This is a genomic window from Streptomyces sp. M41 (assembly GCF_043673425.1).
Taxonomy (GTDB): Bacteria; Actinomycetota; Actinomycetes; order Streptomycetales; family Streptomycetaceae; genus Streptomyces.
Genome location: NZ_JBIMKE010000004.1, coordinates 160,792 through 175,143, shown reverse-complemented (window position 1 = coordinate 175,143; position 14,352 = coordinate 160,792). Strand labels below are relative to the sequence as shown.

Here is a 14,352-nt window from a genome sequence, read left to right as displayed (position 1 = left end):
CCGGTGCGCGTTCGCGCTGGTCACGCGCACCCCCTGACATGGGGTAATGTTCTTCCTGCGTCCGGGCGATTAGCTCAGTGGGAGAGCGCTTCGTTCACACCGAAGAGGTCACTGGTTCGAACCCAGTATCGCCCACCCGGATCCGACGGCCCGTCTGCGACAGTGCAGACGGGCCGTCGGCGTTTGCATCCAGCGCGAACCGTGCCCTCCTCCTGGTTCCGGAGACGAGACGGTCACACTCCGTTACATGTGGTGTGGTGGCGAGCAGCGCGCCATTGTCGGCAAGAAGACGATCGCGCTCTTCGAGAAGTTGCCACCCGAAGATCAAGATCAAGCCTGAATTCACGGACCGGGCGGCGTTCTGGGAGAAGTTCCTGACCCAGGCATGGGGCGGAATCCGCCGGACCTTTTCCGGAATGCCGTCGGCTTCCCGTGCAAGTACGACAAGCGCGGTGTTCCGACGGATCTCAAGTCGCAGGCGGACGCCGGGAATCCGAGCCCGTACGACTTCCGCGGCGGCGTTCTGGCGAACGGTCAGGTCGACGGCGAGCAGACAAGGCCGAGCAGTTCGAGCCGGGGCACTCACCCCATCTTCGTCAGGACGTCCCGTACCCGACGGACGTCCCGGAGGCGTCGCTCGTACGTCGCCCCGAGTGCGAGCAGCAGCAGTCCGGCGAGGGCCGGGGGTACCCAGCGGGGGAGTGCGTCGGTCACCTGGACCAGGAACGGGGCGAGTTCGTGCAGCGCATCCAAGGCGAGCACCGTGCCGCCGAGCAGCAGGGGCGCCTGAAGGTGGTGCCGGGCGCCCAGCAGGGTGACCGCCAGGGCCGCGAGCCCGAGCAGCAGGGGGCGCGTCCAGTGCGGGTCGGCCCAGGCCGTGACGAGGCTCGGCAGGAGGGTGGCGGCGAGCCCGGGGCCGTATGCCGTCCAGGACGGGACCCGCGGGTCACGGCGCCTGTGCAGGGCGCCGAGGAGGAGGGCCGGCACGGTGACCGGCAGGGTGTACGCCTCCGGCGTGCCGACGTCCCAGGCCGCCAGGCGCACCCAGGCGGCGAGGACGAAGAGGCCGGCGGAGACGAGGGCCACCGGGCGGCGGTCGGGACGGATCGCCGTGCCGGCGGTGATCACACCGCACAGCGCCAGGATCAGGGCGAGCATCCGAAGGTTGCCGGTGACCGCCGCCAGTGCGACGGCGAGCAGGGCGGCGACGGCGCCCGCGATCTCCACCGGGACTGTCGCCGGGGAGGTCCCCAGCCGCGCGGCGAGGACGGCCGCCACCACCGGCATTACGAGGACCAGCAGGGCGGTGTACTGCGGTTGCCAGCCGGCCGCGGCACCGGTCGCGCAGGCCAGACCGGTGGCGTACGCGAGCGCGGTCGGCGCTGTGACCGGAGTGAGGCGCGGATTCCAGGAGGCGACCGCGAACAGTGCCGTGAGAGCGGTCAGCACGGCGAGGGTCGCGGGCTCGCTGGGCAGCGAGAGGAAGGCGAGAGAGAGGGAGGTGACGACGGCCAGGGCCGTCGCCGCCGGGCCCGGGGAGAGCAGGTCGAGGACCGGGGCCGCGGCCGGCTGCGTGGCTGGGTCCGTCGCCGGGCGCTCGGACGGGCGTGTCCAGACCGCCGCCGCGAGTGTGCAGGCCGCGATGAGGCCGAGGGCCACCAGCCCCGCCGCGTACGGGAATTCGAGCACCGCCGGAAGCACCAGCGCCGCCGACCAGGCCAGCACGAGCGCACCGGTCAGGGCGCGGGGCCGTCGGGCCTCGTCCCGCACCGCGAGAAGCAGCACGACGGCGACGACCGCCAGGACAACGGGCACCGCCCCGGCGTCCGACGGCCACGGCAGGCCCACCGTCACCGCCCGACGCGCGTCCGCCGGAGCCCCGGACCACACCTGCTCGGCCCACGCGACCGGACCCAGCAGCGTCACCGCCACCAGCGGCAGCGTCCACAGCACGGCAAGTCCCTGTACGGCGGTGGAGGCCCGGGCGAATCCGCGGCGCACCGACTCCGGCAGCCGGTCCGCCCGAACGGCCGCCGACAGAGCGACACCGAACGCCAGATGGACCGGAACCGTCCAGCCGTCCGGCAGGACGGAGCGGGCCGCGCCGCCGAGCGCGGCGACGGTGAGGAGACCGGTGGTGATCGCCAGGCCGTGGGCCTGCTTCCCGGCCGCCTCCTGCCAGGCGGCCGTCAGCGCGATGCCCGCCGCGAAGAGGAGGAGCGCCGCCGCACGGGCGGCGGCGCTCGGGCCGGAGGCCGTCCAGGACAACCAGCCGGCGACCCACACACCCCAGGCGCCCAGGACGTACGCACCGATCACCGCGGTGATCCGTACGTGCCCGGCGGACACCCCGAGTGCCACCCCCGCGTCGACCGCGGCCGTCACGAGCACGGCAGCCGTGACCGTGAAGAGGCCCAGGTCGGACGCGACCGCCCAGAGCATCAAGGGAAGCTGGGCGGAGACCAGTGCGGTGGGCAGGGGCAGACGCAGCTCGCGGGTACGCGGCAGCAGACCGTACGCCGTCCACAGAGCGGCCAGCACCGCCGATGCCGCCGCGGCGTACCCCGTGGCGTCCATGTCGGCCAACGCGACCTCGTACAGCGCGTATGCGTCGAGCACGGTCAGCGCGAGGCCGAGGCCCGCCACCGACTCGGCGGTGGACCGCAGCCCGCGCCCGAGCAGCGGCACCGGCGCCGCCAGCACCGCCACGGTGACCCCGCCGAGCACCACGGCCCGCCCGGCGATCCCCATGTGCCCCCAGCTGACCAGCGTGAACGCCACCGCGGCGATGGTGAGCAGGACCCCTCCGAGCACCAGCAGGACGTTCTGGACCCGGGGCGCGGAGGCTTCGGGGCGCGGCGTCCCGGCGGGAGCAGGCGCCGGAGCCGGTACGGCCGCGGCCTGGAGGGCCGTGACCAGCCAGGCGCGGCGGCGCAGCAACTGGGCCCGACGGGCGTCCAGTTGGTGCAGCTCGGCATCGAGGAGCCGCAACTCCTCGACCGGTGGCGGAAAGTGCGTCATGGCAGGAGTGTGGTTCGCATCACGTCGTCCGGCATGAGTGCGCGTACTCAGAACGTACTCAGATGCGAGGGAAACCTCCTGGCCCGGGGCAGACTCGGCCCATGGACTGGAGCCACTACCGCTTCCGCAGCCTGTGGGCCCTCCCCGCACCGCCCACCACCGTCTACGACGTGCTGGCCCGGGCCGAGGACTACCCGCGCTGGTGGCCCCAGGTGCGCGCGGTGCACCGGATCGACGACTCCAGCGGTGTGATCACGATCCGCTCCGTCCTGCCGTACGACATGACCTTCACGGCGCGTGAAGTGCGGCGGGACCGTGCCGCCGGTGTGCTGGAGATCGCCATGTCCGGTGACATCGACGGCTGGGCGTGCTGGACGGTCACCCCGCGGGGCTCCGGCTCGCTCGCCCGCTACGACCAGGTCGTCGACGTCAACAAGCCGCTGCTGAGGCGGTTCGCGGTGGTCGGGCGGCCCGTCTTCCGCGCCAATCACCGGCTGATGATGCGCGCCGGGCGGCGGGGACTTGTGGCCCACCTCGCGGGCGGGTGCCAAGCGGTTTGAAGGAAACGCGCCGGGACCTGTATTGTTCAGTGCGTTCCCGGGCGATTAGCTCAGTGGGAGAGCGCTTCGTTCACACCGAAGAGGTCACTGGTTCGAACCCAGTATCGCCCACCGGGAAAGGCCGGTCCGCCGCAGCGGACCGGCTTTTTTGTGCGCGCGACCGCCCGACCGCTCAGGCAGCCGCCGCGGGCAGGTCCGGACGCAGCGGCCACGCCGGGTCCACCGCCTCCTCACTGCCGCTGCGGGCGAACCACGCCTGAAGGCCCCGCGCCTGAGCCGCGTGCCACACCGCCTGCAACGTGTGCAGCTCGGCGGGGGACAGGCGCTCGAGGCGGGCCGCGAAACGGCGCCCCACCGCTCGTACGACCTCCAGCGACGCCAGCGCGTCGGCCGCCGCGTCGTGCGCGCCGTCCAGCGTCACCTCGTAGTGCGCGCACAGGTCCGTCAAGGTGCGGCGACCCTTGCGGTAGCGGTCCAAGTGCTTGTCCAGGACACGTGGATCGAGCACCAGCAGCGGTGTCGCCTCGAACCAGCGGTCGAGCGACGAGGCCCGATGCCGACGCAACTCCCGGTCCAGCAGGGTGAGATCGAACGGCGCGTTCATCACCACCACCGGCCGTCCCCTGGCGGCATGTTCCGCCAGCTCGGCGGCTATCTCATGCATCACCGGCGCAGGCCAGCGGCCGTTGCGCTGAAGATGTTCCTCCGTCAGTCCGTGTACCGCTGTCGCCGCCTCCGGCACCGGTACACCCGGGTTCACCAGCCACCGGGTCACCCGTGGCCGGGTGCCCGGGGCGTCCTGGACGACGACGGCCGCCGAAACGATCCGGTCGGTCTCGACGTCCACGCCTGTCGTCTCCGTGTCGAATGCCGCCAGCGGGCCCTCATACCAGCACGCCATACCTACACAACCCCTCGTTCACCCACGGCAGCTGACGTACCGTCTTCTGCCCGTTTGGTGATACCCGGACCGTTTGCGCCGTACGCCGGAAGGACACAACAGGAGTGCGGGTCTTTGCAGTTCAGCGGTCCGCAACGGGGATTCACTTGGCTTGGAAGGCTGTTCGTCATGGCGATAGCGCAGCCCGAGCGGGGCGGGCTGCTGCCCGAACGGACGGGCCCCCATCGTGGTTCACTCGCCACCACCGCGTGCATGGAGACACTTCAGGTGGGCTACCTGCACGCGGTCGCCGCCGCGGCCGGGTGCTCGCTGTCGCAGCCGTTCCCGGACAACGGCATCGACTGGCACGTCAGCCACAGCGCGCCCGGCCACACCGTCGACGACGAGGTCACCATCAAGGTGCAGCTCAAGGCGACCTACCAGCTGCCGCCGCACCCGCCCGGCCGGTTCTTCTCCTTCACGCTCGACAACGGCCACCTGGCGAAGCTCGCCCGCACGCCGGTCTCGGTGCACAAGATCCTGGTCGTGATGATCGTGCCCCGGTCCCAGGAGCAGTGGCTGCGGGCCGGCCACGACCGGCTCGATCTGCGGCACTGCTGCTACTGGGTCAACCTGGCCGGCCATCCGGTCACCGGCCGGCGCCGGACCAGCGTGCGCATACCGACGTCACGCATCTTCGACGACCGGGCGCTCTGCGAGATCATGACGCGGGTCGGGACGGGAGGCAGACCATGACCCACCGCCCGCTGGAGGAACCGCTGCGGCCCGTCCGGCCACACGCGGCCGACGCCTCCTGGGAACGTCCCCCCGAGCCCGCCGACGTCGACCCGGCCGTCCTCGGCGCCCTGCTGCACCGGCACGGCTGGCAGCGGCGCGGGGGAGCCCCGGGGCGCTACGGCCGCTGGACCCCGCCCGGGCCGGGCGGCACCGGCACCAGTCTGCTCGTGCCGGAGTCCCGTGCCTTCCCCGACAGCGACGACCTGCTCGGCGAGGCCCTCCTCGCCCTCGCCCGCAGTGGCGTGCCCTCCGCGCGCGAGGTGCTCGTCGGGCTCGCCGTACCCAGCGACGAGGTCCGCTGGTGGCGGGACGCCCCCGGTGAGCCGGCCGGTGCCGCGCCCTGGGGCATCGAGGAAGAGCTGCGTGCCGCCGCCCGTCGGACCCTCTTCGCCGCCGCGCTCGCCACCCGCGCGCGTGCCGGCTATCACGGCGCCCGGCACCGCCGCCCGGCCGCCGCGCTGCTGGAGAACGTCCTCGTCGGCTCCGCGGCCGACGGCCACCGCCTCACCGCCTTCGTGCCCGTCGGCACGGGCCGCCCGCTCGCCGTACGTCTGCACCAGGCCCTGTACGCGGCCCGCGAGGCCATCGACTACCGGCGGGCCACCGGCGGCATGGACGCCTTCGACGGCGCCGTCGAGGCGGGCGTCAGCCGAGAGCTCACCGAAGCGCTGGTGGCGTTGGTGAGCGGCACCGAAGGAGCGCGCATCGCCGTCGAATGGGCGCCCGCGGCCGGGGTGCCCGCGGACTGCGCGGCCGGCGGCGAGAGCGTCGAGTTCTCTCCGGGCGACCTTCCGGTGCTGCGCGAGGCCGGGGCCCGCTATCTGCGCGAGGAACCGTCCGTGCCCGTCCGGATCACCGGCGCGGTCGTACGGATGCGCAGGTCGGGCACGCGCGGGGAGGGCACCGTACGGCTGCGTGTCATCGCGGGCGCCGAGGTGCCGCACATCCGGCTGACCCTGGACGAGGAGGCCTACCGCATCGCCGGGCACGCGCACCTCGTCGGGCTGCCGGTGCGGGTGCACGGGCGGCTGGAGAGCCGGGGCGGCTTCCGCAGGCTCACCGGGGTCTCGGGGGTCGCGCCGGTGCAGGTGGACGAGGCCGAGCGGGACCGGCTGATGAAGTCGCTCCAGGAAACCGCGGACGTCACCGCCTTCTTCGAGGAGACGTTCGGCTGCGAGGAAAGGGACGGAGGGGAGGAAAGGGGAGAAGGGGATGATGGGGCGTAAGGGGAGAAAGGGAGGGCGGGGATTGAACGGGAGGGTTCGGAGCTGCGGGGACTGAGCGGGCTGAGGGTGAAACCGTTTCGCGGTCGGCCGTCCGAGGTCGGTACGATCGCGTAATGCGCGCGCTCCTGGTATGGCGCCGTATTCCACCTTCAGTCAGGAGAGACCGTGTCAGACGTCCGTGTGATCATCCAACGCGATTCCGAGCGGGAAGAGCGCGTGGTGACGACGGGCACCACGGCCGCCGACCTCTTCGCCGGTGAGCGCTCCATCATCGCCGCGCGCGTGGCCGGCGAGCTCAAGGATCTGTCGTACGTGCTCTCCGACGGCGAGCAGGTCGAGGGCGTCGAGATCTCCTCCGAGGACGGTCTGAACATCCTGCGCCACTCCACCGCGCATGTGTTGGCGCAGGCCGTGCAGGAGCTCTTCCCCGAGGCCAAGCTGGGTATCGGCCCGCCCGTCAAGGACGGCTTCTACTACGACTTCGACGTCGAGAAGCCGTTCACGCCCGAGGATCTCAAGGCCATCGAGAAGAAGATGCAGGAGATCCAGAAGCGCGGGCAGCGCTTCTCCCGCCGCGTCGTGACCGACGAAGCCGCCCGCGAGGAGCTCGCCGCCGAGCCCTACAAGCTGGAGCTGATCGGCCTCAAGGGCGCCGCCTCCTCCGACGACGGCGCGGACGTCGAGGTCGGTGCCGGGGAGCTGACGATCTACGACAACCTGGACGCCAAGACCGGCGACCTGTGCTGGAAGGACCTCTGCCGCGGTCCCCACCTGCCCACCACCCGGAACATCCCGGCGTTCAAGCTGATGCGCAACGCCGCCGCCTACTGGCGCGGCAGCGAGAAGAACCCGATGCTCCAGCGCATCTACGGCACCGCCTGGCCGTCCAAGGACGAGCTGAAGGCGCACCTGGACTTCCTCGCCGAGGCCGAGAAGCGCGACCACCGCAAGCTGGGCAACGAACTCGACCTGTTCTCCGTCCCGGAGCAGATTGGCTCCGGCCTCGCGGTCTTCCACCCCAAGGGCGGCATCGTCCGCCGCGTGATGGAGGACTACTCGCGCCGCCGGCACGAGGAGGAGGGCTACGAGTTCGTCTACACCCCGCACGCGACCAAGGGGAAGCTCTTCGAGACCTCGGGCCACCTGGACTGGTACGCCGAGGGCATGTACCCGCCCATGCAGCTCGACGAGGGCGTGGACTACTACCTCAAGCCCATGAACTGCCCGATGCACAACCTGATCTTCGACGCGCGCGGGCGTTCCTACCGTGAACTGCCGCTGCGCCTCTTCGAGTTCGGGACCGTGTACCGGTACGAGAAGTCGGGCGTCGTGCACGGCCTCACGCGCGCGCGTGGCTTCACCCAGGACGACGCGCACATCTACTGCACCCGCGAGCAGATGTCGGACGAGCTCGACCGGACGCTCACCTTCGTCCTCGGCCTGCTCCGGGACTACGGCCTGACCGACTTCTACCTGGAGCTGTCCACCAAGGACCCGGAGAAGTTCGTCGGCTCGGACGAGGCCTGGGAGGAGGCGACCGAGACCCTGCGCCAGGTCGCCGAGAAGCAGGGCCTGCCGCTGGTCCCGGACCCGGGTGGTGCGGCCTTCTACGGCCCGAAGATCTCCGTCCAGGCCAAGGACGCCATCGGCCGCACCTGGCAGATGTCGACGATCCAGCTCGACTTCAACCTGCCGGAGCGCTTCGATCTGGAGTACACCTCCGCAGACGGCTCCAAGCAGCGCCCGGTCATGATCCACCGCGCGCTGTTCGGCTCCATCGAGCGGTTCTTCGCCGTGCTCCTGGAGCACTACGCGGGCGCCTTCCCGGCCTGGCTGGCCCCGGTCCAGGCGATCGGCATCCCGATCGGCGACGGGCATGTGGACTACCTGGAGAAGTTCGCCGCGGCTGCCAAGAAGAAGGGCCTGCGCGTCGAGGTCGACTCGTCCTCCGACCGCATGCAGAAGAAGATCCGCAACGCCCAGAAGCAGAAGGTGCCCTTCATGGTCATCGCGGGCGACGAGGACATGGCCAACAACGCCGTCTCCTTCCGCTACCGCGACGGCTCGCAGGAGAACGGCATCCCGTTCGACGACGCCATCGCGAAGATCGCGCAGGTCGTCGAGGAGCGGGCGCAGGTCTGATCCACCCGCTTCAAGGCCGCACATGGCCGCGAAGGCCCCCGGAAGCTCAGCTTTCCGGGGGCCTTTTGTCGCTCTCGCGGGAGAAGATCTGAAGCAGCCAGGACGAGAACGATCCCGTCACCGCGCCGAGCAGGGCGAGCCCGCCGGCCATCATCCCCATCGCGATCGCCCGGCCGCCCGTGGTCACCGGCGTGATGTCGCCGTAGCCGACCGTGCTGAGGGTCGAGGCGGCCCACCACACCGCGTCCCCGAACGTCCGCATGGTGGCGCCCGGCGCGCCGCGTTCCTGCTGGAAGACCGCGAGGGCGCCGGCGAAGCCGAGGAGCAGCGTCGACAGGCTCGCGTAGGCGATCACGCGTGCGTGCAGGGAGAGCCGGGGTTCCCCCTGCCGGTGCTGGATGGCGTCGTAGAGCGGAACGATCCGCAGCGGTCGCAGCAGCGGCAGGATGACGACGACCGTGTGCAGGAAGTGCGTCCTGACGAAACGCGGGAAGCGCTGCCCGCTGAGGTGCCAGCGCATCAGGTAGTCGACCGCGAACAGCATCCAGAGCACGACCATCGTGACCCAGCACAGGGTCCGCCATCCCGTCGGCAGGCCGTCGGCGAGGACGCGGGTGGCGTACAGCGCGAGGAAGACCAGTGACGCGAGGAACAGCGGGATCTCGGTGCGCTGCTCCCAGCGGGCGGAAGGGCTGTCGTCGTCCACCTGGCCAGCTTGGCGGGTGGCCGGCCTCCCGTCGCCCCGGCGACACGCCGCGAACGGACGAAGCCATATGCTGCACGCATGACGAGTGAGCCGGAGCAGCAGTGGGGAGTGGGGATCCAGGACGCGTTCCAGCGTCTGTGGACGCCCCATCGGATGGCCTACATCCAGGGTGAGAACAAGCCGACCGGTCCCGGCGCGGACGACGGCTGCCCCTTCTGCTCGATCCCGGCCAAGTCCGACGAGGACGGGCTGGTCGTCAAGCGCGGCGAGCAGGTGTACGCGGTCCTCAACCTCTACCCGTACAACGGCGGCCACCTGATGGTCGTGCCCTACCGCCATGTCGCCGACTACACCGACCTCACCGAACCGGAGACCGTCGAGCTCGCCGCCCTGACCAAGCAGGCGATGACGGCCCTGCGCACCGCCTCCGGCGCCCATGGCTTCAACATCGGCATGAACCAGGGCACGGTCGCCGGCGCCGGCATCGCGGCCCATCTGCACCAGCACATCGTCCCGCGCTGGGGCGGCGACACGAACTTCATGCCGGTCGTGGGGCACACGAGGGTGCTGCCGCAGCTCCTGGCGGACACGAGGAAGATGCTGGCGGAGGCGTGGCCGACGGTCTGATGTTGTCCGGTCCGATGTTGTCCGGCCCCGGCACGCCGCCCGGCGCCTGAGGCGAGGCCCGCCGGGGCCGCAGCGGGTCAGGGCGCTGAGGGTCCGGGGGCGCGGCCTCAGGACGGCCACCCGGAACCCGCACACATCACCCGGCTCGTCTCACCCGGCTCGTCCCACCGGGCTCTCCCACCCGACTCCCCTCACCGACCGGCGTACTACGCGTCGTACACGTCCGCCTTCCGCGGCATCGGATCCTGCACCGCCGTGCTCAGGAACGCCGACCGCGCACCGAACTTCTCGGTGTCCACGCCGTTCTCCTCCAGCACCTTGATCGCCGCGGTGTGCACCACCCGCAGCACCGGCGTGGCCGCGCGCAGCGCGTCGTCGGCCATGAACCGGTGGCGCCAGGGCTGATCGGCCCACGCGTGCCGCAGCCCGAAAGGCTCGGGCAGCCCCATCGTCCCGCCGAGCCAGTTCAGCAGCGGCGGATACCAGGAGATCGGGGCCCGGACCGCCAAGCGCACCACCTCGTCGCTGTTCACCAGCGGGAGCTTCACCTTGCGGGTCTCCCACGGCTTCAGCGACTTGGCGACCTCCTTCGACGGTGCCTCGGGCTTCTCCTGGAACAGCCCGTTCACCGGGCCGAGCGCATGTCCGGTGACCTCGATGCGCAACGTCTCGTGCAGCACGGTCACCGTGATCAGCATGGTGATGATCAACTGCCCGTCCCAGAGCGTCCACTGGACGCCCAGGTAGTGCCGGTCACCGCTGCCGAACTGCTGCTTGTTGCAGATGTCCTGTATCGCGTGCTGCTTGACCTGGTAGGCCTCGACGTCCGTGCCCTCCGGCCGCGACACCGCCTTCGCGCCCTCGGCGATCGGCGTGACGACCCAGTGCCGTATCGACGGCTTGGGGAAGCCGCCGGTGTTCAGCGGGCCGCGCTCCAGCATGCGCAACTGGTCGTGGATCGAGCGGATCACGTCCCAGCTGCGGAAGGGGTGGATCTCCCGGCCGGGGTCGGCCGGGGAGAGGTTCTCGGCCAGCTGCCAGCTGCCCCAGCGGGTGCCCATGCCGAGTACCCCCTTGGGGCCGGCGTAGAACACGGAGTTCGACTGCTGCTCGGCGCTGAGCTTGGCGAGCGACTGGCGCAGCTGCTCGGCCTGGGTCTCGCTGGGGCTGGTCGGCACCGCCTCCGGCACCTTCGCGCCGACGCTGCTGCCGGCCAGCAGGCTGTCCCACCGCTCCCGCAGGTCCCGCGCGGTGCGCTCGCAGACCTGCTTCGCCCAGAACCAGCCGATCACCGGCATGACGACACAGGCGCGCGCGTACCACGCGTAGAAACCGCCGAACGGCATCCGGATCAGGAAGATCACGGCGAGCGCGCCCGCCGCGACGAGCAGCACGGTGGCCAGCGCACCGCCCCGCTGGTCGGTCGCCTTGCTGATCGTGGTGCGCAGCTGGAAGATCAGCAGCCACACCAGCAGGCCGGGCAGGAACAGCACACCGCAGACGACCACGATGGCGCTGAGCATCCGGTCGCGGGCCTTGCGGATGTTGTTGGCGGCCAGACAGTGCTCGACGACGACCTGCGGTTCGGTTCCGAAGGACTGGATCAGCGGCTTGCGGCCACTGCCCAGCATGCGGTCGACGACGGCCCGTGAGAAGGCCTCACCAAGATTGGGCCGGAAGATCCTGGCCCACGTGCGGCCTTCCTTGACGTCGGTCTGGTGCCATTCGTTGTCGGCCTTCTTGATGTCCTGAAACGGATTGTCCCGATAGGCCGCCGAGGCCAGCGCATACGTCGCCGTCTGCCCCTCACCGGCCGTGCGCGGCACCTGCGGACCGAAGATGTCCGCGTAACCGCTGTCAACGGTCATTCCCGCCCCCGATCGCCGCACTGTCGCTTCTGCGGCCTTCCCGACTTCCGTACTGCGCACACCTGTTGATCGATGATCAGCCACCAAGGCGATCGATGATCAGCGTAACTCCCGCCACCGACATCGCGTCGGCGGACGGCCCAAGCCGCCCGCCGACCGGAGGGGAGTGTTCCGTAAACGCGACTTGTCGGCGCCGGGCGCCAACTACGAGGCGGCGCGCGCCTCTTCACGAATCCTTTCCGCGATCTGCTGCGGCATCGGCTCGTGCCGCGCGTAACGCCGGCTGAACCGTGCCGTGCCGTGCGACATCGACCGCAGGTCGATCGCATACCGCCCGATCTCGATCTCGGGCACCTCGGCCTTGATGACCGTGCGGCCACCACTGGTCTGCTCCGTGCCGAGGACCCGCCCGCGTCGGCCGGACAGGTCGCTCATCACCGCGCCGACGTACTCGTCCCCGACCAGGACGGACACCTCGGCCACCGGCTCCAGCAGATGGATCTTGACGTCGGCCGCCGCCTCCCGCAGTGCGAGCGCGCCCGCCGTCTGGAACGCGGCGTCGGAGGAGTCCACCGAGTGCGCCTTGCCATCGAGCAGCGTGACCCGGATGTCCACGAGCGGATGGCCGGCCGCGACTCCCTTGGCCGCCTGGGCCCTTACGCCCTTCTCCACCGACGGGATGAACTGCCGTGGCACCGCGCCGCCGACCACCTTGTCGACGAACTCGATGCCCGAGCCGCCCGGCAGCGGCTCCACCTCGATCTCGCAGATGGCGTACTGCCCGTGCCCGCCGGACTGCTTCACATGCCGCCCGCGCCCCGCCGACCCGCTCGCGAAGGTCTCCCGCAGGGACACCTTGTGCGGCACGACGTCGACCTGCACCCCGTACCGGCTGCGCAGCCGCTCGAGGGCGACGTCCGCATGCGCCTCGCCCAGGGCCCAGAGCACGACCTGATGGGTCGCCTGGTTCTGCTCAAGGCGCATGGTCGGGTCCTCGGCGACCAGCCGGGACAGGCCCTGCGACAGCTTGTCCTCGTCCGCCTTGCTGTGCGCCTGGATGGCGAGCGGCAGCAGCGGGTCGGGCATCTGCCAGGGCTCCATCAGCAGCGGGTCGTCCTTCGCCGACAGCGTGTCCCCGGTCTCCGCGCGGCTCAGCTTCGCCACACACGCCAGGTCGCCCGCGATGGCATGGCTGAGCGTGCGCTGCTGTTTGCCGAAGGGCGCGGACAGGGCGCCGATCCGCTCGTCGACGTCGTGGTCCTCGTGGCCGCGGTCCTCCAGGCCGTGCCCGGAGACATGGACCGTCTGGTCGGGGCGCAGGGTCCCGGAGAAGACGCGCACCATCGAGATCCGGCCGACATAGGGGTCGGAGGCGGTCTTCACGACCTCGGCGACCAGCGGCCCGTCCGGGTCGCACAGCTTCAGCTCGCGCGGCTTGCCGTCGACCGTCGTCACAGCCGGCGCCTGGCGCTCCAGGGGGGTGGGGAAGCCGCGGGTGATGAGCTCCAGCACCTCGACCGTGCCGAGGCCCTGCCGGGCACCGTCGGCGGCCGGAGCGGCGGCGAGGACGGGGAAGAACGTGCCGCGCGCGACGGCCCGCTCCAGGTCCTCGATCAGCGTCTTGACGTCGACCTGCTCGCCGCCCAGATAGCGGTCCATGAGGGTCTCGTCCTCGCTCTCGGCGATGATCCCCTCGATCAGCCGGTTACGGGCCTCCTCGATCTCCGGCAGCTGGTCCTCGCCGGGGTCGGAGTCCTTGCGCTCCCCGGAGGAGTAGTCGAACAGCTTCTGCGACAGCAGCCCGATCAGCCCGGTCACGGGGGCGTGCCCGTCCGGGGCCTGCGGGCCGTGCAGCGGCAGATACAGCGGGAGCACCGCGTCGGGGTCGTCCCCGCCGAAGGCGTCCGCGCAGATCCGTGTCATCTCCTCGTAGTCGGCCCGCGCGGCCTCCAGGTGCGTGACGACGATCGCGCGCGGCATGCCGACCGCCGCGCACTCCTCCCACACCATGCGCGTGGAGCCGTCCACGCCGTCCGAGGCCGAGACGACGAAAAGGGCCGCGTCCGCCGCTCGCAGACCGGCCCTGAGCTCCCCGACGAAGTCGGCGTATCCGGGGGTGTCCAGAAGGTTGACCTTGATGCCGTCCCATTCGACCGGCACCAGGGAGAGCTGCACCGAGCGTTGCTGCCGGTGCTCTATCTCGTCGTAGTCGGAGACGGTGCCGCCGTCCTCCACGCGGCCCGCCCGGTTCACCGCCCCCGCGGTCAGCGCGAGGGCCTCCACCAATGTCGTCTTGCCCGATCCGGAGTGGCCGACCAGCACCACATTCCGTACGGACGCGGGGTGGTCGGCCGCCGTAGCCCTGCCGGCGGCTCCGGGGTGTGCGTTCGCCTTGTCGCCCATGATCCTGCCTCCCGTGCACGGTGAGGTCCTGTGGGCGCGGGCATACGGATCCTCCCCCGGGCTCCGCCCGGGAGGTGCCCCCAGCGATGGCGGCTCCGATGACGCCCGCGGTCCTTCGAGC

At 71.0% G+C, this 14,352-nt stretch carries 10 protein-coding genes, 2 tRNA genes and 1 pseudogene; 8 read left to right on the top strand and 5 right to left on the bottom strand.

Annotated elements, in window-relative coordinates:
- The first annotated feature begins 63 nt into the window (after positions 1 to 63).
- Both ACHBTE_RS07305 and ACHBTE_RS07300 read left to right on the top strand, forming a co-directional pair.
- Positions 64 to 135: transfer RNA gene (locus ACHBTE_RS07305), tRNA-Val, on the top strand.
- Positions 136 to 217: 82 nt separating this feature from the next.
- A pseudogene (locus ACHBTE_RS07300) lies at positions 218 to 553 on the top strand (extracellular solute-binding protein); the annotation flags it as partial.
- Positions 554 to 582: 29 nt separating this feature from the next.
- Here ACHBTE_RS07300 and ACHBTE_RS07295 read toward each other — a convergent pair.
- Positions 583 to 3,021, bottom strand: a complete 2,439-nt coding sequence (locus tag ACHBTE_RS07295; protein WP_394722644.1) for an SCO7613 C-terminal domain-containing membrane protein — start codon at positions 3,019 to 3,021, stop codon at positions 583 to 585.
- Positions 3,022 to 3,122: 101 nt separating this feature from the next.
- Between ACHBTE_RS07295 and ACHBTE_RS07290 the strand changes: the two genes are divergently transcribed.
- Both ACHBTE_RS07290 and ACHBTE_RS07285 read left to right on the top strand, forming a co-directional pair.
- Positions 3,123 to 3,581 carry an SRPBCC family protein gene (locus tag ACHBTE_RS07290; protein WP_394722643.1) on the top strand — a complete coding sequence of 153 codons (459 nt, stop codon included), beginning with the start codon at positions 3,123 to 3,125 and terminating at the stop codon, positions 3,579 to 3,581.
- A 39-nt stretch (positions 3,582 to 3,620) separates the two neighbouring features.
- A tRNA-Val gene (locus ACHBTE_RS07285) sits at positions 3,621 to 3,692 on the top strand.
- Positions 3,693 to 3,753: 61 nt separating this feature from the next.
- On the opposite strand, the gene ACHBTE_RS07280 is transcribed toward ACHBTE_RS07285, so the two are convergent.
- Complete coding sequence (locus ACHBTE_RS07280) at positions 3,754 to 4,482, bottom strand: 3'-5' exonuclease (protein ID WP_394722641.1); 729 nt, start codon at positions 4,480 to 4,482, stop codon at positions 3,754 to 3,756.
- Between the two features lie 168 nt (positions 4,483 to 4,650).
- On the opposite strand from ACHBTE_RS07280, the gene ACHBTE_RS07275 reads away from it, so the two are divergent.
- The 3 genes from ACHBTE_RS07275 to thrS all read left to right on the top strand — a co-directional run bounded on the left by ACHBTE_RS07275 (position 4,651) and on the right by thrS (position 8,627).
- Positions 4,651 to 5,217, top strand: coding sequence for a DUF4365 domain-containing protein (locus tag ACHBTE_RS07275; protein WP_394722640.1), 567 nt, complete (start codon positions 4,651 to 4,653; stop codon positions 5,215 to 5,217).
- The gene (locus ACHBTE_RS07270; protein ID WP_394722639.1) at positions 5,214 to 6,485 is read left to right on the top strand and encodes a hypothetical protein; all 1,272 of its coding nucleotides are present in this window, start codon (positions 5,214 to 5,216) and stop codon (positions 6,483 to 6,485) included. The genes ACHBTE_RS07275 and ACHBTE_RS07270 overlap by 4 nt, the downstream gene beginning before the upstream one ends.
- Positions 6,486 to 6,650: 165 nt before the next feature.
- Entirely contained in the window at positions 6,651 to 8,627 is a 1,977-nt protein-coding gene (gene thrS / locus ACHBTE_RS07265; protein ID WP_394722638.1) for a threonine--tRNA ligase, read from the top strand.
- Positions 8,628 to 8,673: 46 nt separating this feature from the next.
- Here the strand turns inward: thrS and ACHBTE_RS07260 are convergent, their stop codons facing one another.
- Positions 8,674 to 9,333 carry a potassium channel family protein gene (locus tag ACHBTE_RS07260; protein ID WP_394722637.1) on the bottom strand — a complete coding sequence of 220 codons (660 nt, stop codon included), beginning with the start codon at positions 9,331 to 9,333 and terminating at the stop codon, positions 8,674 to 8,676.
- A gap of 78 nt (positions 9,334 to 9,411) precedes the next feature.
- Here ACHBTE_RS07260 and ACHBTE_RS07255 point away from each other — a divergent pair, with 78 nt between their 5' ends.
- Positions 9,412 to 9,960: an HIT family protein gene (locus tag ACHBTE_RS07255; RefSeq protein WP_394722635.1), complete on the top strand. Its 549-nt coding sequence runs from the start codon at positions 9,412 to 9,414 to the stop codon at positions 9,958 to 9,960.
- A gap of 206 nt (positions 9,961 to 10,166) precedes the next feature.
- On the opposite strand, the gene ACHBTE_RS07250 is transcribed toward ACHBTE_RS07255, so the two are convergent.
- Positions 10,167 to 11,828, bottom strand: a complete 1,662-nt coding sequence (locus tag ACHBTE_RS07250; RefSeq protein ID WP_394722634.1) for a hypothetical protein — start codon at positions 11,826 to 11,828, stop codon at positions 10,167 to 10,169.
- A 204-nt stretch (positions 11,829 to 12,032) separates the two neighbouring features.
- Positions 12,033 to 14,231: an elongation factor G-like protein EF-G2 gene (locus ACHBTE_RS07245; RefSeq protein WP_394722633.1), complete on the bottom strand. Its 2,199-nt coding sequence runs from the start codon at positions 14,229 to 14,231 to the stop codon at positions 12,033 to 12,035.
- Positions 14,232 to 14,352: the final 121 nt, after the last annotated feature.

Excerpts from the sequence above, each read along its gene's own strand:
- ACHBTE_RS07290 (WP_394722643.1), top strand. The coding sequence starts at position 3,123 with ATGGACTGGAGCCACTACCGCTTCCGCAGCCTGTGGGCCCTCCCCGCA.
- ACHBTE_RS07255 (WP_394722635.1), top strand. The coding sequence starts at position 9,412 with ATGACGAGTGAGCCGGAGCAGCAGTGGGGAGTGGGGATCCAGGACGCG.
- ACHBTE_RS07270 (WP_394722639.1), top strand. The coding sequence starts at position 5,214 with ATGACCCACCGCCCGCTGGAGGAACCGCTGCGGCCCGTCCGGCCACAC.
- ACHBTE_RS07275 (WP_394722640.1), top strand. The coding sequence starts at position 4,651 with ATGGCGATAGCGCAGCCCGAGCGGGGCGGGCTGCTGCCCGAACGGACG.
- ACHBTE_RS07280 (WP_394722641.1), bottom strand. The coding sequence starts at position 4,482 with ATGGCGTGCTGGTATGAGGGCCCGCTGGCGGCATTCGACACGGAGACG.
- ACHBTE_RS07295 (WP_394722644.1), bottom strand. The coding sequence starts at position 3,021 with ATGACGCACTTTCCGCCACCGGTCGAGGAGTTGCGGCTCCTCGATGCC.
- ACHBTE_RS07250 (WP_394722634.1), bottom strand. The coding sequence starts at position 11,828 with ATGACCGTTGACAGCGGTTACGCGGACATCTTCGGTCCGCAGGTGCCG.
- ACHBTE_RS07245 (WP_394722633.1), bottom strand. The coding sequence starts at position 14,231 with ATGGGCGACAAGGCGAACGCACACCCCGGAGCCGCCGGCAGGGCTACG.